The organism is Pseudomonas frederiksbergensis, from assembly GCF_003732275.1.
Classification (GTDB): domain Bacteria; phylum Pseudomonadota; class Gammaproteobacteria; order Pseudomonadales; family Pseudomonadaceae; genus Aquipseudomonas; species Aquipseudomonas frederiksbergensis_H.
The window spans coordinates 1-17645 of record NZ_MOBM01000022.1 but is presented as its reverse complement, the minus strand read 5'-3'; the positions used below and the strand labels follow the sequence as shown (position 1 = coordinate 17645).

Genomic DNA, 17645 nt, shown 5'->3' with positions numbered 1-17645 from the left:
CCACAAAGTGTTCACACCCCGGAAATCAGGCGCTACGGCTTTGCTGATACTCCGCCAGCGCAGGCAGCAATTGCCTGTCGATCGCCTGGCGCACGGCCGGCAGGATGGTCGCGCTGCTGGTGTACATCTGCTTGACCATAGTCCGCAGCGTCATTGCCCGCTCATCGTTCAAGCCTCGCACCGCACACTCGCAAGCCTGCTCGGCTGTAGAGCCATTTGGCACTTGAAAACCCAACGATTTTAGCTGGCCTAACAGGTCTTCCTGGTCAATCAAATCGGCGTGCATCATGACGCAATCCTTCTTCAGGGAACGGTGTCGTGGCTCGATTCTGGTAGGGGCTGGGGATGGCGGCAAGGACGATTTGTCGCAATGGCCGCAATACCTATGAACAGGTCGCTTTCGGCTAACTTGCAAATGATGGGAGTGGGCACACTGGACTCAGCTGGTTTCACGAAGGTTTGGTCACCCTCGCGCAACGGCTCCTCAACAGTACCCACCTCTGCCCCGATCCTGTCACGGCTTGATCGGGGTTTTTTTTGTGTGTGAATCAGCTGGAAACTTGGTGTCTGGGCGGGCGCCATCGCGAGCAGGCTCGCTCCCACAGGTGACCTGCAGCGGCCTCATTATTTGTGTACGACACAAATCCAATGTGGGAGCGAGCCTGCTCGCGATGAACGATGACGCGGTCTAGCGCTGCAACACCAAAATGCGCGACAGCAACTCATCACGATCCACATAACAACCCTGGAAATGCCGGGCGCCTGTTGCGGGGTCGAACGCATTGCGGGCGTGAAGGGTGCGGCGGTTGTCGAAGCACCACAGCTCGCCGGGATTGAGCCGCGTCATCACCCGGAAGCGCGCCTCGCGGGTCATCGCAATGAAGCGTCGGTAAGCGCGATACAGCTTGGGCATTTGCTCGACTGAAGCATCGAACGGCCCACGCAGAAAGTTCGCCATGCGGATTTCCGACACCTGTCCGAACGCATCCAGGGCGATGATCGGCGCCAGACAGCGGTAGTCGCTGTGGCGGTCCTTGTTGCGGAACTCCACGGGGATTTCACACAAAGCCTGAAACGCCTCGGGATCTTCCTGGCGCAAGGCTTCGGCGATGGCAAAACCGTCGACGAAAATGCTCTCGCCACCGTCGGCATCATTGATCAGGCAATGCAGAAATTGCAGTCCCGGTTGCAGCTCCCGCGTGGGCAGGTCGCTGTGCAGCGGCAGGTTGAAGGCGGTGTAGGCATTGCTGTCGGCGTCGGCCTTGGATTGCACGTTGAACAGCACGCCGAAATTGCTCTCGCGGATGAAGGAAATCCGTTGGGCGATCAGCTTCAGCGAGCCCGGCTCGGTGGGCACGCCGCGAACCTGGGTCAGGCCGATGTCACGCACGGCCAGCAACCATTGCAGCAAGGCATCGTTGTCGTTCATCAATGCCTGATAGTCGAACACCGGCAACTTCAGCTGGCTGTCCCATAGCTTGCTTTTCGGTTTGGTGGCCCGGCGTTCGGTGCGGGACTCATCGTCATAGGCGTGGGCCCGCAGCCAGCCCGGGTCGAAGCGGCTGAGGTGGCCGTCCTGCCAATCGACACATAGGCAACCATTGGTATCGATTCGGGCGCTGTCGGGGATCAGATCTTCCGCGACATCGACGATTTCCAGCACTTGCTCGCGGGTCACCGTGTAGACGCACAGCGGGCACGGGCAGTTGTCCCGCAGCCATTGATGATGAAAAGGGCTGACCCGACCGTCTGCCCACTGGACTTGAATTCGATCCGCCAGGGTATGCACGGCGGTCAACGCGCTGATCAACGGGTAGGTGCGGAAATCGGCAAAAGCGGCGGCGGTGTTCATGACGGGCTCCTTATTATTTTTCGGGCGTGGGGGGCGTTCTCAATTAGTTTCCCTGCCGCGCCGGGTCTGCTGTTGTGCAGGGCAAGGCACGAGAAGCGTGGTTTGGTCATTCCAAATAAGCTTCGAGCAACGCAGCCCTGCACAACAGCAGGCCCGGCCCTTCGGGTTGTGCCTTAAAGCGGGCCAGGCTGCGTTGCAGGCCTTGGAAAGGGAACAACCATTCCCGGCGGCCTGCGCCTTGCCTGGCCCGCTTTAAGGCGACAACGCGGCAGGGAAACTAATTGAGAACGCCCCCCAAAGCGATCACTCGGCCGATGAAGGCGGGTGCGGGCAGGTCGGCTTGCTCGGCGACAATGGCTTGCAGTTTGCTCAAGGTTTCTTCGCTGAACGGTGCGGATCGCGGCCCCGCGAGGTCGACGTGCAGCAGCATTTGTTCATTGCCCGCCAGCTCCTTGTCACCGCCCACCAGATGCAGGCTGTGATAGAGGTGCAGGCGCTTGCGGTCATGGCCGATGATCTGGGTATGCACTTCGACATCGGCATCGAGCTTCACTTCGTGCAGGTAGTTGAGGTGCAGTTCGAGGGTGAACAGCGAGTTGCCGCTGGCTTCGCGGTTGTTGCTGTCCATGCCCAGACGATCCATCAGCGCGTCGGTGGCGTAGCTGAAAATCAGCAGATAGAAGGCATCGCGCAGGTGGCCGTTGTAGTCGACCCAGTCGGGGATGATTTTGGTTTGGTAGGTGGTGAGGGTGGGCATGTCGTCACATCCGAAAATGGTTGAACCTGTAGGAGCGAGGCTTGCCCGCGAAGAGGCCGGTACATTCGCCGGATCTCTTGCGGCAGGGAAATCGCCTTCGCGGGCAAGCCTCGCTCCTACAGGGGGTGGGGGTGTTTAGTCTGCGAACGCCATCCCATGCTTCTCTTTGGTGGTCTTCACCGCCTCCAGTACCGCCAGCAAGCAATCATCACGATAGCGCTCCAGCGCCGAGATGCTGTGCTTGCCCAGCTGCTCGCTGGTGCCATCCACCACATCATCAATCAATTTGTCGGTCAGCTCCGGTGCCGGTAGATACGTCCAGGGTAACTGCAACGCCGGCCCGAATTGCGCCATGAAGTGCCGCATTCCCGCATCGCCACCCGCCAGGGTGTAAGTCAGGAAAGTGCCCATGAACGACCAGCGCAGGCCCGCGCCAAAACGAATCGCATCATCGATTTCGCCGGTGGTCGCCACGCCGTCGTTGACCAGATGCAGCGCCTCACGCCACAGCGCTTCGAGCAACCGGTCGGCGATAAATCCTGGCACTTCCTTGCGCACATGCAGCGGGCGCATGCCCAAGGATTCGTAGACTTTCATTGCCGCTTGGACCGCTTCTGGCGCCGTGTTCCTGCCGCCGACCACTTCCACCAATGGCAGCAGGTAAACCGGGTTGAACGGGTGCCCGACCACGCAGCGTTCCGGGTGGGTCGAACTCTCGTAGAACTCGCTCGGCAACAGCCCCGACGTACTGGAGCCGATCAAGGCATTGGGCTTGGCCGCCGCGCTGATTTTGCTGTGCAATTCCAGTTTCAGGTCCAGTCGTTCTGGTGCACTTTCCTGAATGAAATCCGCATCACGAACGCATTCTTCGATGGTGGCGACAAAGCGCAGACGATCCTGCGACGCGCCGGGTGCCAGGCCTTGTTTCTCCAGTGCGCCCCAGGCATTGGCGACGCGTTTGCGCAGCGCCGCTTCGGCACCGGGCGCCGGGTCCCAGGCCACTACATCGAGGCCATGGGCGAGGGCGCGAGACACCCAACCGCTGCCGATGACACCGCTGCCCAGGGCTGCGAAGGTTTTGATATCAGTGATAAAGCTCATGGCGACGTCCTAAAAAGTTCGGTGATCCCTTGTGGGAGCGGGCTTATGTGGCGAGGGGGCTTGCCCCCGTTCGGCTGCGAAGCAGTCGTAAAACATTGCATGCGGTGCGGCTGACACACCGCGGCTGCAGGTTTTGGGGCCGCTTCGCGACCCAACGGGGGCAAGCCCCCTCGCCACACAAGCCCGCTCCCACAGGTAAGGTGTAGGTGCGGGTTAACCGCGCTTGGTCAGGCCCATTTTTGTCCGGCCTTCAGCCGGGGTCAGAACACGGGCGCCGAGGCGGCTGAGGATTTCCGAGGCGCGTTCGACCAGTTGGCCGTTGGTCGCCAATACACCCTTGTCCAGCCACAGGTTGTCTTCCAGGCCGACCCGCACGTTGCCGCCGAGCAGCACCGCTTGCGCCGCCATTGGCATCTGCATGCGACCGATGCCGAACCCGGCCCAGACCGCGTCGGCCGGCAGGTTGTCGACCATGGCTTTCATGGTGGTGGTGTCGGCCGGCGCGCCCCACGGAATGCCCAGGCACAGCTGAAACAGCGGGTTATCGAGCAGGCCTTCCTTGATCATCTGCTTGGCGAACCACAGGTGACCGGTGTCGAAGATTTCCAGCTCAGGCTTAACGCCCAGCTCTTGAATGCGTTTGGCGCCAGCGCGTAGCTGCGCCGGGGTGGAGACGTAAATGGTGTCGCCATCGCCGAAGTTCAGGGTGCCGCAATCCAAAGTGCAGATTTCCGGCAGCAGTTCTTCGACGTGGGCCAGACGGGTCAGCGGGCCGACCAGGTCGGTGTTCGGGCCGAACTCCATCGGATTCTCGCCCGCGCCGATTTCCAGGTCGCCGCCCATGCCGGCGGTGAGGTTGACGATGATGTCCACGTCCGCCTCGCGGATGCGTTCCATCACTTCGCGGTACAGCGCCACGTCACGGCTGAACTTGCCGGTTTGCGGGTCACGAACGTGGCAATGGACCACGGTGGCGCCGGCCTTGGCGGCTTCCACGGCGGCCGCGGCGATTTGTTTCGGGGTGACCGGCACGTGTGGGCTTCTGGCGGTCGTGTCGCCAGCACCGGTGAGTGCGCAGGTGATGATGACGTCGTGGTTCATGAGGCGGTTCCTTACAGGCGTGATTTTTGGGTATGGCTCAGGGCGTAACGATTCCGTTCGCAGCCCGGTCGGGCTGCGAATCGGTGATTCATTTCAGGTTTATTTACTGGTCAGTTTCAGGTTCTCAGCCGCCGGTTTGCCGTCGAAGGTGGTCACGCCTTCGAGCCAGCGTTGCTTGTCTTGCGGGTGATCTTTCAACCATTGCTTAGCCGATTCGAAAGCGTCCTTGTGATCGAGCAGCGGCTGCATCATCCGGCTCTCGTCTTCGGCGGTGTAGGTCAGGTTGCTCAGCAAACGACCAATGTTCGGGCATTGCTCGGCGTATTTCGGCGCGGTGACCGTCCAGACGGTGGCCATGCCTTCGTTCGGGCCGAGGGCGTCTTCACTGCCGGTTAGGTAGGTCATTTGCACATTGACGTTCATCGGGTGCGGCGCCCAGCCGAAGAACACCACGGCTTCCTTGCGCCGCACGGCGCGATCCACCGCCGCAAGCATGCCGGCTTCGCTGGACTCGACCAGCTGGAACTTGCCCAGGCCAAACTGGTTCTTGGCGATCATCGCCTTGATCTGGGTGTTGGCGCCCGACCCAGGCTCGATGCCGTAAATCTTGCCGCCCAGTTCTTTTTCGAATTTGGCGATGTCAGCGAAGGTTTTCAGGCCTTTGTCGGCGAGGTAAGTCGGTACGGCGAGGGTGGCACGGGCGTCTTTCAGGCTTGGCGCCTCAAGCACCTTGACCTGATTGGCCGCGACGAACGGCGTGATGGTCTGGGTCATCAGCGGATTCCAGTAACCGAGGAACAAGTCCAGGCGCTGGTCGCGAATCCCGGCGAAGATGATTTGCTGGGAGGCGCTGGTCTGTTTGGTGTTGTAGCCGAGGCCGTCGAGCAATACTTGGGTCATGGCGCTGGTGGCGATTACGTCGGTCCAGTTCACTACACCCATGCGCACGTTCTGGCACGACGCGGGTTCGGCCGCCATGACGCTGGCGCTCAAGAAAGCGGTACCGCTGAGTGCAAGAACACAGCTGCTGATCAGTCGTTTCATGTCGGGTTCCTCGGCAGGTCGTTATTGTGGGTTCCGGTGTCTGATGCGCCGGTAATGCCAAGTTACGCAGCAAAGGCCCCGTAAAAACGCACTGCGGCGACCAGCTCTTGCACTGCAGCGACCTGCGCACTTGAATGCCGGTTGCAAGTGGCGTATCAACGTCCACACGCTTCCCGCCCTCTCGCTACCTGCCATCGAGTGCGCTCCATGTCCCAGGATTTCTACTTCTTGTTGATGCCGGGTTTTTCGGCGATCGGTTTCATCTCGGCGATCGAGCCGCTGCGGGTCGCCAATCGCTTTCGCGGCGAGCTGTACCGCTGGCATGTGTTGAGCGCTGATGGCGGGGCGGTTCTGGCCAGCAACGGCATGTCGGTCAACGCCGATGCGGCGCTGGAACCCCTGAAGAAAGGCGCGACCTTGCTGGTGGTCGCCGGTTTCGAGCCGCTGAAATTCACCAGCCCGGCACTGGAGCACTGGTTGCGCCGCTTGGACAACGAAGGCGTGACGCTCGGCGCCATCGACACCGGCAGCTTCGTCCTCGCCGAAGCCGGCCTGCTCGACGGCCATCGCCTGACCCTGCATTGGGAAGCGATCGATGCCTTCAAGGAGTCTTACCCGCAGCTGAGCGTCACTCAGGAGCTGTTCGAGATCGACCGTCGGCGCATCACCTCCGCCGGCGGCACGGCTTCCATCGACCTGATGCTCGACCTCATCGGCCAGGCCCACGGCCCGGAACTGGCGATCCAGGTCAGCGAACAATTCGTACTCGGGCGCATCCGCCCGCGCAAAGACCACCAGCGCATGGAAGTCGCCACGCGATATGGCATCAGCAACAAGAAACTGGTGCAGGTGATTGGGGAGATGGAACAGCACAGCGAACCGCCGCTGAGTACCCTGGAGCTGGCGGAATCGATCAAAGTGACCCGGCGTCAGCTGGAACGCCTGTTTCGCCTGCATCTGAACGACACGCCAAGCAATTTCTATCTGCGGTTAAGGCTGGAGAAGGCGCGGCAGTTACTGCGTCAGACGAACATGAGTGTGTTGGAAGTGAGCATCGCGTGCGGGTTTGAATCGCCGTCGTATTTCACCCGAAGTTATCGGGCGAGGTTTGAGCGGTGCCCGCGTGAAGACCGCCGACGGTTGGGGGATGGGCGGGAGCTGGTCTGACTGCATTCCAAGGCCAGGCACAAGACAAATGTGGGAGCGGGCTTGCTCGCGAAAGCGGTGTATCAGTCAACATCAAAGTTGAATGACACGCCGCTTTCGCGAGCAAGCCCGCTCCCACATTCGATTTGCTTTGCCTGAAAGTCCATGCCCGCCTTACTTCTTCATCAGTGCAGAACACGCCGCCTTGTAAGCCTCATGCTGATACTTGTTCAACGTCTCCGGCAGTGCAAAATCGAACTTCTTGTTCTGCGCATTGATGGTCTGCGGTGACAGCAGCGTCACCTCGCAATTTTCCAGCAGCTGGATAATCCCCTCAATCTTGAATGTGGTCGGCCCACCGGCGAACTCACCTTTCTTGCTGCGTTTCTTGATCGCGATCCGGTCGATGGAGTTCTCGCGAACAAACGACGCCACCTGAGCGGCAAAGACTTTAACGTTAGCGGCTTCATCGTCCTCGTCGAGGGCGATTTTCTTGGTGGCGAGGGCGACGTGACTGAGCGCCTGACCGTCGAGGGAGGCCACGGCGATGATCGCTTCGCTGCCTTTGATTTCGATGCCGCAGATTTTCATTTCAATCCCTTTTCCTGATGCTGGCGTTCAGCTTACAACTCTAGTTGGTTGGCGGTGATGCCAAAAGCTGCGGCAATTTTTTCGCGGGTTGCCTTGCGGGGCTTGGAGACCGTTTCTTGCTGGGCGAAAGCCGGTTGGGAAATGCCCATGCGCTTGGCAACTTCATCCTGCGTAAGGTTCAGGTGTTCGCGCCAGGCGCGAATGGGCGTCGCGCCATCGACGATGCGACTGACCACTTCGTGGGGGATCAGATCGGGCTCGATCTTCTGCGCCACATACTGCGCGTACGGAATGACCACGAACGCCGGTTTTCCCTCCGCGTCGTTGATGATTTGAATCTCAGTAGGTGCGTTCATCGCGTTTTTTGACCTCTTGAATACTGACCACTTTGATCGCGCCATCCCAGTCGAACATGACCCGATAACTACCGACTCGCAGTCGATAGGCGTAGTCATGACCGACCAGTGCTTTGACGTTGCCTACATCAGGCATGCCAGCTAGCGCCGTGATGGCATCACGAACCTGGATCTGATGAACGGAATGCAATTTCAAGAGCTGCTTAACGGCCTTCGCGTCCAGTGAATGCTGTTCATGGGAGAATATAAGTCTTTTATAAGATTTGCTAATCTTTGCTTATATTTTTCAGGTGGCCAACAAACGAAATTTGTCGGGATATTGCTCGAAAAAACTGCTTTAACCCTTACCCAGCGGGAGTTGTAGGCTTGCTCGGTGAAGCCTGTGGGAAAGGTCTTGATTGAAGGTAAAAGCTGGTAGGGCCACCAGCTTTCGACAGACGATTCAGGATCACTCCTGCCCAATCGACTCCAAAAACTCCGACCGCTCGTCACTCATGCGCGCCACGCAATCATTTTGCGCAATGGTGAACGCTTTGCTACCACTGGTCGCCGGAAATGCGTCCACTGCGCAATCGGCATCCCGGGTTTTCAGCCATTGCTGTTGCGCGGTCTTGATTTTGGCGGTGATGTCGGTCAGTTGCGCCTTGTTGTTGCCGTAAAGCGTTTGCATGCGCTCGGTCAGGCTCTGATAGTTGTCGCTCAGCAGCTGTTCGGCGGTGGTTCTGCTGTAGGCCGAGCATTCCAGGGTCTGGATTTCGTTTTCGACGGCGTCGCAGGGGTTGTCGTCGGCCTCTTCAGCTGCTTGTACGCCAGTCGCAATCAGTGCCAAAGCCAGGAAGATCGATTTCATTGCGTCGCCGCCCCTTAATCCAGTCATGCATTCAGTAAAACATCCAGTGATGCGGCGAATTCTGGCCCAAGCGAGCGGCGTTGGATAGGTAGGCAATGACGCCTGTTGATGACCCTTTGTCGCGGATTGACGCTTTCGGCAATTCCCCTGTCGTTTTTGCACCCGGCTGCCCCGGCCCTCAGGCATATGCTGGCCCCAAAGCGCCGGCACACGATTCGGCGCATGAATCGCTAATAGGGGACAGCCTGATGAGCCCAGCCGAATTGCACGCCGACAGCATCGTTATCGACGGGCTGATTATTGCCAAGTGGAACCGCGAGCTGTTTGAAGACATGCGCAAGGGCGGTCTGACCGCGGCCAACTGCACCGTGTCGGTGTGGGAGGGCTTCCAGGCCACTGTCAACAACATCGCCGCCAGCCAGAAGCTGATCCGCGAGAACAGCGACCTGGTGATTCCGGTGCGCACCACCGCCGATATCCGCAAGGCCAAGGAGCAGGGCAAGACCGGTATCCTCTTTGGCTTCCAGAATGCTCACGCGTTTGAAGACCAGATCGGCTATGTCGAGGTCTTCAAACAGCTCGGCGTCGGTATCGTGCAGATGTGCTACAACACCCAAAACCTGGTCGGCACCGGTTGCTACGAGCGCGATGGCGGCCTGTCGGGTTTCGGTCGTGAAATCGTCGCCGAGATGAACCGTGTCGGCGTCATGTGCGACCTTTCCCACGTCGGCTCGAAAACCTCCGAAGAAGTCATCCTCGAATCCAAGAAGCCGGTCTGCTACTCCCACTGCCTGCCGTCGGGTCTGAAAATTCACCCGCGTAACAAATCCGACGAAGAGCTGAAGTTCATCGCCGATCACGGCGGTTTCGTCGGTGTGACCATGTTCGCGCCGTTCCTGGCCAAGGGCATCGATTCGACCATCGACGACTACGCCGAAGCCATCGAATACACCATGAACATCGTCGGCGAAGACGCCATCGGCATCGGCACCGACTTCACCCAGGGCCATGGCCAGGACTTCTTCGAATACCTGACCCATGACAAGGGCTACGCCCGCCGTCTGACCAGTTTCGGCAAGATCATCAACCCGCTGGGCATCCGCACCGTGGGCGAGTTCCCGAACCTGACCGAGACCCTGCTCAAACGCGGCCATTCCGAGCGTGTGGTGCGCAAGATCATGGGCGAGAACTGGGTGAACGTCCTCAAAGACGTTTGGGGCGAATAAGCCACCGCATTTCTGAATCCTTTCCCCCGGCCGTCCGTGCCGGGGGCAACACAACGAATTTTCTGGAGTTAAGTTTCCATGGCCAAGATCGCCCCGCAATTACCAATCGAAGTCGACAGCGAAACCGGTATCTGGACTTCCGACGCCCTGCCGATGCTGTATGTGCCGCGCCATTTCTTCGTCAACAACCACATGGGTATCGAGGAAGTGCTGGGCGCCGAAGCCTACGCCGAAATCCTTTACAAGGCCGGCTACAAGTCCGCTTGGCACTGGTGTGAAAAAGAAGCTGAATGCCACGGCCTGGAAGGCGTTGCGGTGTTCGAGCATTACATGAAGCGTCTGTCGCAACGCGGCTGGGGCTTGTTCAAGATTCAGGACATCGACCTCGACAAAGGCACCGCCAGCGTCAAGCTCGAACACTCCGCATTTGTCTACGTGTACGGCAAGGTCGGGCGCAAGGTCGACTACATGTTCACTGGCTGGTTCGCCGGCGCCATGGACCAGATCCTGGCCGCTCGCGGCAGCAAGATCCGCACTGTCGCCGAACAAGTCTACGGTGGCTCCGAAGAAGGCCACGACGACGGTTTGTTCACCGTCAAGCCGTTGTAAGTCGAGGACCCCGCCATGGCTTTCGAAGCAATGTTCCAGCCGATCCAGATCGGCAAACTGACCATCCGCAACCGCGTGCTCAGCACTGCGCACGCCGAGGTCTACGCCACCGACGGCGGCATGACCACCGACCGGTACGTCAAGTATTACGAAGAGAAAGCCAAGGGCGGGATCGGCCTGGCGATTTGCGGCGGTTCCTCCAGCGTGGCCATCGACAGCCCGCAAGGCTGGTGGAAGTCGGTCAACCTGGCCGACGACCGGATCATTCCGCACTTCCAGAACCTGGCCGATGCCATGCACAAGCATGGCGCCAAGATCATGATCCAGATTACCCACATGGGCCGTCGTTCCCGCTGGGACGGCGAGCATTGGCCAACCCTGCTGTCGCCGTCGGGCATCCGTGAGCCGGTGCATCGCGCGACCTGCAAAACCATCGAGCCGGAAGAAATCTGGCGGGTGATCGGCAACTACGCAAGCGCCGCGGCACGTGCCAAGGCCGGTGGCCTGGACGGTGTCGAACTGTCTGCCGTGCACCAGCACATGATCGACCAGTTCTGGAGCCCGCGGGTTAACAAGCGTACCGACGAATGGGGCGGCAGCTTCGAAAACCGCATGCGTTTCGGCCTGGAAGTGATCAAGGCTGTGCGCAAGGAAGTCGGTCCTGACTTCTGCGTCGGCATCCGTCTATGCGGTGACGAATTCCACCCGGATGGTTTGTCCCACGAGGACATGAAGCAGATCGCCAAGTACTACGACGACACCGGCATGATCGACTTCATCGGCGTCGTGGGTTCGGGTTGCGACACCCACAACACCTTGGCCAACGTTATTCCGAACATGAGTTATCCACCGGAGCCATTCCTGCATTTGGCCGCCGGTATCAAGGAAGTGGTGAAGGCTCCGGTTTTGCACGCGCAGAATATCAAGGATCCGAACCAGGCGACCCGTATTCTGGAGGGCGGTTACGTCGACATGGTCGGCATGACCCGCGCCCACATCGCCGACCCGCATTTGATTGCCAAGATCAAAATGGGTCAGGTCGACCAGATCAAACAGTGTGTCGGCGCCAACTATTGCATCGACCGTCAGTACCAGGGCCTGGATGTCTTGTGCATCCAGAACGCCGCGACCTCCCGTGAATACATGGGCGTGCCGCACATCATCGAGAAATCGACCGGTGTGAAGCGCAAAGTCGTGGTGGTCGGTGCCGGTCCTGCCGGGATGGAAGCGGCTCGCGTGTCGGCCGAACGTGGCCACGACGTGACCCTGTTCGAGAAGAAAGAATTCATCGGCGGGCAGATCACTACCGCGTCGAAAGCTCCACAACGGGACCAGATCGCCGGTATCACTCGTTGGTTCCAACTGGAACTGGCGCGCTTGAAAGTCGACCTGCGCCTGGGCGTGGCGGCGGATGCGGCGACCATTCTCGACCTGCGTCCAGACGTGGTGGTGCTCGCCGTCGGGGGTCATCCGTTCCTGGAGCAGAACGAACATTGGGGCGCGGCTGAAGGCCTGGTGGTCAGCAGCTGGGACATCCTCGACGGCAAGGTTGCACCGGGCAAGAACGTGCTGGTCTACGACACCATTTGCGAGTTTACCGGGATGTCGACGGCCGACTTCCTCGCCGACAAGGGCAGCCAGGTCGAGATCGTCACCGACGACATCAAACCGGGCGTCGCGATTGGCGGTACGTCGTTCCCGACTTACTACCGCAGCATGTACCCGAAAGAAGTGATCATGACCGGCGACATGATGCTGGAGAAGGTCTACCGCGAAGGCGACAAGCTGGTGGCGGTGCTGGAAAACGAATACACCGGCGCCAAAGAGGAGCGGGTGGTGGACCAGGTCGTCGTCGAAAACGGCGTACGTCCGGACGAAGAAATCTACTACGCGCTGAAGGAAGGCTCGCGCAACAAAGGCCAGATGGACATCGAAGCCCTGTTCGCGATCAAGCCTCAGCCTTCACTGAGCCAGGCGGGCGACGGCTACTTGCTGTTCCGCATCGGCGACTGCGTGGCCCAGCGCAACACCCACGCGGCGATCTATGACGCGTTGCGGTTGTGCAAGGATTTCTAAGAGCTTGTGGAAACCTTAGTGGGAGCGAGCCTGCTCGCGAAGACGGACTGACATTCAACATTGATGTCGACTGACCCGCCGCTTTCGCGAGCAAGCCCGCTCCCACAGGATTCGAGCAAGGCATCCAGGTAGTTAGGCCTGCAAGACCCCGAGGTCTTTGGGAGCTCCACATGTTGAACACCCTTCTTCCAATCCTGTTGTTCGCTGCCCTGGGCCTGGCTGTCCTTGGCGCGTTGCGACGGGTGGCTATGTGGCGTCAGGGCCGGGCGTCGAAAGTCGACCTGATCGGCGGTCTGTTCGCCATGCCCAAACGCTACATGGTCGATTTGCACCACGTCGTCGCGCGGGACAAATACATTGCCAACACCCACGTCGCCACGGCCGGTGGTGCGGTGGCGTCCATTGTGCTGGCGATTCTGGTTCATGGCTTTGGCCTGCATAACCGCATTCTCGGTTATGCACTGCTGCTGATGTCGGCGGTGATGTTTGTTGGCGCGATCTTTATGTTCCTGCGCCGTCGCAACCCACCGGCCCGCTTGTCCAAAGGCCCGTGGATGCGCTTGCCGAAAAGCCTGATGGCGTTCTCGGCATCGTTCTTCCTGCTGACCCTGCCGGTCGCCGGCATCCTTCCGGAAAACTTCGGTGGCTGGGTGGTGGCTGCGATCCTCGGCGTCGGTGTGCTGTGGGGCGTTAGCGAACTGTTCTTCGGCTTGACCTGGGGCGGGCCGATGAAGCACGCCTTCGCCGGTGCATTGCACCTGGCCTGGCACCGTCGCGCCGAACGTTTTGGGGGCGGTCGATCCACCGGTTTGAAGCCGCTGGATCTGAATGACCCGAATGCGCCACTGGGCGTGGAAAAACCCAAGGATTTCACCTGGAACCAACTGCTCGGCTTTGATGCCTGCGTGCAGTGCGGTAAATGCGAAGCCGCGTGCCCGGCGTTCGCCGCCGGCCAGCCGCTGAACCCGAAAAAACTGATTCAGGACATGGTCGTTGGCCTGGCCGGTGGCACCGATGCCAAATTTGCCGGCAGCCCGTATCCGGGCAAAGCCATCGGCGAACACGGGGGTAATCCGCATCAACCAATCGTCAACGGTCTGGTGGACGCTGAAACCCTGTGGTCCTGCACCACTTGCCGTGCCTGCGTCGAGGAATGCCCGATGATGATCGAGCACGTCGACGCCATCGTCGACATGCGCCGCCATCTGACCCTGGAAAAAGGCGCGACCCCGAACAAGGGCGCCGAAGTCCTGGAAAACCTGATCGCCACCGATAACCCTGGCGGCTTCGCGCCGGGCGGGCGGATGAACTGGGCGGCGGATTTGAACCTGAACCTGCTCAGCGAGAAGAAATCCACCGACGTGCTGTTCTGGGTCGGCGACGGTGCCTTCGACATGCGCAACCAGCGCACCCTGCGTGCCTTCGTCAAAGTACTGAAAGCGGCCAAGGTCGACTTCGCCGTGCTGGGGCTTGAAGAGCGTGACAGCGGTGATGTGGCACGACGCCTGGGCGACGAAGCAACGTTCCAGCTGTTGGCCAAGCGCAATATCCAGACCTTGGCTAAATACAGCTTCAACCGCATCGTCACCTGCGACCCGCACAGCTTCCACGTGCTGAAAAACGAGTACGGCGCTTTCGACGGCAACTATCTCGTGCAACACCACAGCACCTACATGGCGGAGATCATTGGCGAAGGCGCGCTGAACCTCGGCCAGCACAAAGGCAGCAGCGTGACCTATCACGACCCGTGCTACCTCGGCCGCTACAACGGCGAGTACGAGGCACCGCGTGAAGTGCTGCGTGCCCTCGGGATTGAAGTGAAAGAGATGCAACGTTCCGGTTTCCGTTCTCGCTGCTGCGGCGGCGGTGGCGGTGCGCCAATCACCGACATTCCGGGCAAGCAGCGGATCCCCGACATGCGCATGGAAGACATCCGCGAAACCGGTGCCGAACTGGTGGCCGTGGGTTGTCCACAATGCACCGCAATGCTTGAGGGCGTGGTCGAACCGCGTCCAATGATCAAGGACATCGCCGAACTGGTTGCCGATGCGTTGCTTGAAGACGCAACGCCGGGAAAGCCATCGGCACCGGCCAAACGTGAACCTGCGGAGGTGCATTGATGAGCGACATTATCCGCCGCGACCCACGCGCCGAATGGATCGCCCGTAACCGTCTGCACCCGCTGCATGCAGCCATGCAGCCGGCGCAGCACAGCTGGATGGGGCCTAACGGCATCATTCGCAAGAATCCTCACGGGATCGGTTTTATCGGCCCCAACGGCATCAAGAGAATCGACCGCAGCGGCGCTCAGCAGGGCGGGGCGACTAAACGCTCGGCCGCGGTCGAAGTGCAATTGCCGCTGCATCAAGTGGCTGCACCTGCGTTCTACATCAGCGTGGTGCCGGACATGGTCGGCGGCCGCTTGAGCAGCCACGACCGCGACTTGCTCGGCCTGGCTCATCAGTTGGCCGGCAAGGACGGCGCGGTACTGGCCGTGGTCTTCGGAGAGCACAAGGAAAACGCCTTCGCCACGGCTGGCGTGGATCGCTTGCTGGTGCTTGAGGGCGATGAATTCAGCGGTTATGCACCGGAACAACGCGTCCAAGGCCTGCGGGCTGTGGATAACCAGTTCAGCCCACGTCACTGGTTGCTGCCGGACAGCCGCAGCGGTGGAGGCGAACTTGGTCGACGCTTTGCCGCCGCATTGGGCGAACGCCCGGCCACGCGGGTCTGGCAGGTCAAGGATCAAGAGTGCATCGGCCGTGCCGGTGCTGGTTTGCAGGATCTTGCACGTCCAGTCGCACGCCTGATTCTGGCTGCGGCCGAATGCGCCGAACCGGTCAGCGAAACCCGTCATGAGGCCTTGCCGGTGGAGTTATCCACAGCGGTCGCCCGCAGCTTGTCGCGGATCGAAGATCTGGGCGCAGTGGCGGTAGACCCGGCAGCGATTCCGATGGCCGAAGCCGAATTCATCTTCTCCGGCGGCAACGGGGTCAAGGACTGGGGACTTTTCCACAGGACGGCCGAGGCGTTGGGCGCGACCGAAGGTGCGTCGCGAGTGGCGGTGGACGATGGTTTCATGGCCCGCGACCGTCAGGTCGGTGCGTCCGGCACGTGGGTCACGGCACGGGTTTACGTGGCTGTGGGCATTTCCGGGGCGATCCAGCACCTGCAAGGCATCGGTGCCTGCGACAAGGTGGTGGCGATCAACCTCGACCCTGGTTGCGACATGATCAAACGGGCCGACCTGTCGGTGATCGGTGAGAGCGCCGAGATTCTTCAAGCCTTGATCGATGCGGTAGAGGCTTACCGCAATGAAGCCAAGCGCGATGCGGCTTAAGGAAAGGAAAGGGTTATGAGCACGAAAATCATCAGCCTGGTGTCCATCGGCGCCCACCCGACCTCCGGCCGGCCACGCCGCGCCGAGCAGGATGCGCGGGCGGTTGAACTGGGTTTGCAACTGGCTGGGGATAACCTGCAAGTGCTGCATGCCGGCGACGTCGCGGAACCGGCGCTGCGCGCTTATCTGGGCATGGGCCTGGAGCAACTGCATGTGTTGGAACAACCGGAAGGCGCCGATGCGTTGCCGGCGTTGACCGCGTATTTGCGCGATGCCGGGGCACAGGTGGTGCTGACCGGCAGCCAGGCGGAAACCGGTGAAGGCTCGGGCATGTTGCCGTTCCTGCTGGCGGAAAGCCTTGGCTGGCCGCTGGTGGTGGGTTTGGCGCAGGTCGAATCCATCGACAGTGGTTCGGCGCTGGTGCTGCAGGCCTTGCCTCGTGGGCAGCGTCGGCGCTTGAAAGTACGCCTGCCGTTTCTGGCGACTGTGGATAACGCGGCGCCCAAGCCTCGGCAGAGCGCCTATGGTCCAGCGCGGCGGGGGGTGTTGCAGGCGGATGAAGTTGAAGTCGTCGACGATGAACTGCTGGCGGTGGCCACGCTGCAACCGGCCAAGCCACGGCCAAAACGCTTGAAAGTGATCAAGGCCAAGAGCGGTGCAGACCGCATGAAAGCTGCGACGGCCAAGGCCAGTGGCGGAGGCGGGCAAGTGCTCAAGGGCGTGACCGCGCAGGCGGGCGCCGAAGCCATTCTCAAGTTACTGATTGAAGAAGGCGTGGTTCGCTAACAGTCCTGTGGAGCCCGGTAAATGGCAGTTGAGTTTCGTTCGGCCCTGCGCGCGGATGCGCGGGAGATTGCTCGCTTGTTTCAGATTTCATCAGAAGGTGCGGCGGATTACATCTGGAGCCAACTGGCGCAGCCCAGCCAGGACCTGCTGGAGGTCGGTGCCAGTCGTTACGCACGTGAAGACGTTGATTTCTCCTATCAGAACTGCCTGATCGCGCAGGCCGAGGGAAAGGTCATCGGCATGCTGCACAGCTACGCGATGCGCCACGATCCGCAGGCCGCTCCCGTGACTGATCCGGTTCTGGCGCCGTATGCCACGATGGAAATCCCCGACACCCTTTATATTTCGAGCCTGGCCCTGCATGAGGGCTGGCGCAATCAGGGTTTGGGCAAACAATTCCTCGCCTATGCCTACGACCGTGCCAACCGGTTGGGGCTCAATGGCTTGAGCCTGATCGACTATGCGGTGAACACCGGCGCCCGACGGTTTTATGAGCGCCATGGCTTCCGGATCGTCGATACCTGCCAGATCACGCCCCACCCAATGATTCGGGTCACGGGGGAAGCCTATTTGATGTATCGGCCTTAAGGCTGAGCCCTGTTTGTGTGGGAGCGGGCTTGCCCCAATGCCAGTCAGTTAAGAGATAGAACAAGCGATGAATAACCTGTGGCGAGGGAGCTTGCTCCCGCTGGGCTGCGAAGCGGCCCCCTTATCCCAAAGAGGGGGACTGCTTCGCAGTCCAACGGGAGCAAGCTCCCTCGCCACAGGTTCAGTGTCGATCACTGTGCACGCCAACACTCCACCGGGGTT

The 17645-nt window shown here is 60.3% G+C and carries 17 protein-coding genes and 1 pseudogene; 8 read left to right on the top strand and 10 right to left on the bottom strand.

Annotation, left to right across the window (positions count from 1 at the left end):
• Positions 1 to 25: 25 nt before the first annotated feature.
• From BK662_RS18040 to choX, 6 genes are all read right to left on the bottom strand, one after another.
• The gene (locus BK662_RS18040; RefSeq protein WP_123359165.1) at positions 26 to 289 is read right to left on the bottom strand and encodes a hypothetical protein; all 264 of its coding nucleotides are present in this window, start codon (positions 287 to 289) and stop codon (positions 26 to 28) included.
• 399 nt (positions 290 to 688) lie between these two features.
• On the bottom strand, positions 689 to 1852 hold the full coding sequence (locus tag BK662_RS18030; RefSeq protein WP_123359164.1) for a gamma-butyrobetaine dioxygenase: 1164 nt from the start codon (positions 1850 to 1852) through the stop codon (positions 689 to 691).
• Between the two features lie 277 nt (positions 1853 to 2129).
• Positions 2130 to 2609, bottom strand: coding sequence for a thioesterase family protein (locus BK662_RS18025; RefSeq protein ID WP_123359163.1), 480 nt, complete (start codon positions 2607 to 2609; stop codon positions 2130 to 2132).
• A 135-nt stretch (positions 2610 to 2744) separates the two neighbouring features.
• Positions 2745 to 3710, bottom strand: a complete 966-nt coding sequence (locus BK662_RS18020; RefSeq protein ID WP_123359162.1) for an L-carnitine dehydrogenase — start codon at positions 3708 to 3710, stop codon at positions 2745 to 2747.
• 213 nt (positions 3711 to 3923) lie between these two features.
• Positions 3924 to 4811 (bottom strand): 3-dehydrocarnitine:acetyl-CoA trimethylamine transferase CdhC, encoded by an 888-nt coding sequence (gene cdhC / locus BK662_RS18010; RefSeq protein WP_123359160.1) that lies wholly within the window; start codon positions 4809 to 4811, stop codon positions 3924 to 3926.
• A 99-nt stretch (positions 4812 to 4910) separates the two neighbouring features.
• Positions 4911 to 5855, bottom strand: coding sequence for a choline ABC transporter substrate-binding protein (choX, locus tag BK662_RS18005; RefSeq protein ID WP_123359159.1), 945 nt, complete (start codon positions 5853 to 5855; stop codon positions 4911 to 4913).
• Between the two features lie 207 nt (positions 5856 to 6062).
• Here choX and BK662_RS18000 point away from each other — a divergent pair, with 207 nt between their 5' ends.
• Positions 6063 to 7022, top strand: a complete 960-nt coding sequence (locus BK662_RS18000; protein ID WP_123359158.1) for a GlxA family transcriptional regulator — start codon at positions 6063 to 6065, stop codon at positions 7020 to 7022.
• 153 nt (positions 7023 to 7175) lie between these two features.
• On the opposite strand, the gene BK662_RS17995 is transcribed toward BK662_RS18000, so the two are convergent.
• The 4 genes and pseudogenes from BK662_RS17995 to BK662_RS17980 form a co-directional block, all read right to left on the bottom strand.
• On the bottom strand, positions 7176 to 7592 hold the full coding sequence (locus BK662_RS17995) for a DUF3010 family protein (protein ID WP_123359157.1): 417 nt from the start codon (positions 7590 to 7592) through the stop codon (positions 7176 to 7178).
• Positions 7593 to 7624: 32 nt separating this feature from the next.
• Positions 7625 to 7948 (bottom strand): helix-turn-helix domain-containing protein, encoded by a 324-nt coding sequence (locus BK662_RS17990; protein ID WP_007907539.1) that lies wholly within the window; start codon positions 7946 to 7948, stop codon positions 7625 to 7627.
• Positions 7932 to 8185, bottom strand: a pseudogene (locus tag BK662_RS17985) (type II toxin-antitoxin system RelE family toxin). The gene BK662_RS17990 and the pseudogene BK662_RS17985 overlap by 17 nt, the downstream one beginning before the upstream one ends.
• A 211-nt stretch (positions 8186 to 8396) precedes the next feature.
• Entirely contained in the window at positions 8397 to 8798 is a 402-nt protein-coding gene (locus BK662_RS17980) for a lysozyme inhibitor LprI family protein (RefSeq protein ID WP_038981114.1), read from the bottom strand.
• A gap of 248 nt (positions 8799 to 9046) precedes the next feature.
• Between BK662_RS17980 and BK662_RS17970 the strand changes: the two genes are divergently transcribed.
• The 7 genes from BK662_RS17970 to BK662_RS17940 all read left to right on the top strand — a co-directional run bounded on the left by BK662_RS17970 (position 9047) and on the right by BK662_RS17940 (position 17423).
• Positions 9047 to 10024: a dipeptidase gene (locus BK662_RS17970; RefSeq protein ID WP_008033250.1), complete on the top strand. Its 978-nt coding sequence runs from the start codon at positions 9047 to 9049 to the stop codon at positions 10022 to 10024.
• 78 nt (positions 10025 to 10102) lie between these two features.
• A complete protein-coding gene (locus tag BK662_RS17965) occupies positions 10103 to 10633 on the top strand; it encodes a DUF5943 domain-containing protein (protein ID WP_038981116.1) in 531 nt (176 codons plus the stop codon).
• A gap of 15 nt (positions 10634 to 10648) precedes the next feature.
• Positions 10649 to 12709, top strand: coding sequence for a dimethylglycine demethylation protein DgcA (gene dgcA / locus BK662_RS17960; protein WP_008008115.1), 2061 nt, complete (start codon positions 10649 to 10651; stop codon positions 12707 to 12709).
• A 170-nt stretch (positions 12710 to 12879) separates the two neighbouring features.
• Positions 12880 to 14829: a dimethylglycine demethylation protein DgcB gene (gene dgcB, locus BK662_RS17955; RefSeq protein ID WP_123359155.1), complete on the top strand. Its 1950-nt coding sequence runs from the start codon at positions 12880 to 12882 to the stop codon at positions 14827 to 14829.
• Complete coding sequence (etfA, locus tag BK662_RS17950) at positions 14829 to 16049, top strand: electron transfer flavoprotein subunit alpha (RefSeq protein WP_123359154.1); 1221 nt, start codon at positions 14829 to 14831, stop codon at positions 16047 to 16049. The genes dgcB and etfA overlap by 1 nt, the downstream gene beginning before the upstream one ends.
• A gap of 15 nt (positions 16050 to 16064) precedes the next feature.
• Positions 16065 to 16835: an electron transfer flavoprotein subunit beta gene (etfB, locus tag BK662_RS17945; protein ID WP_123359153.1), complete on the top strand. Its 771-nt coding sequence runs from the start codon at positions 16065 to 16067 to the stop codon at positions 16833 to 16835.
• A 21-nt stretch (positions 16836 to 16856) separates the two neighbouring features.
• Positions 16857 to 17423, top strand: a complete 567-nt coding sequence (locus BK662_RS17940; RefSeq protein WP_123359152.1) for a GNAT family N-acetyltransferase — start codon at positions 16857 to 16859, stop codon at positions 17421 to 17423.
• Positions 17424 to 17645 lie beyond the last annotated feature (222 nt).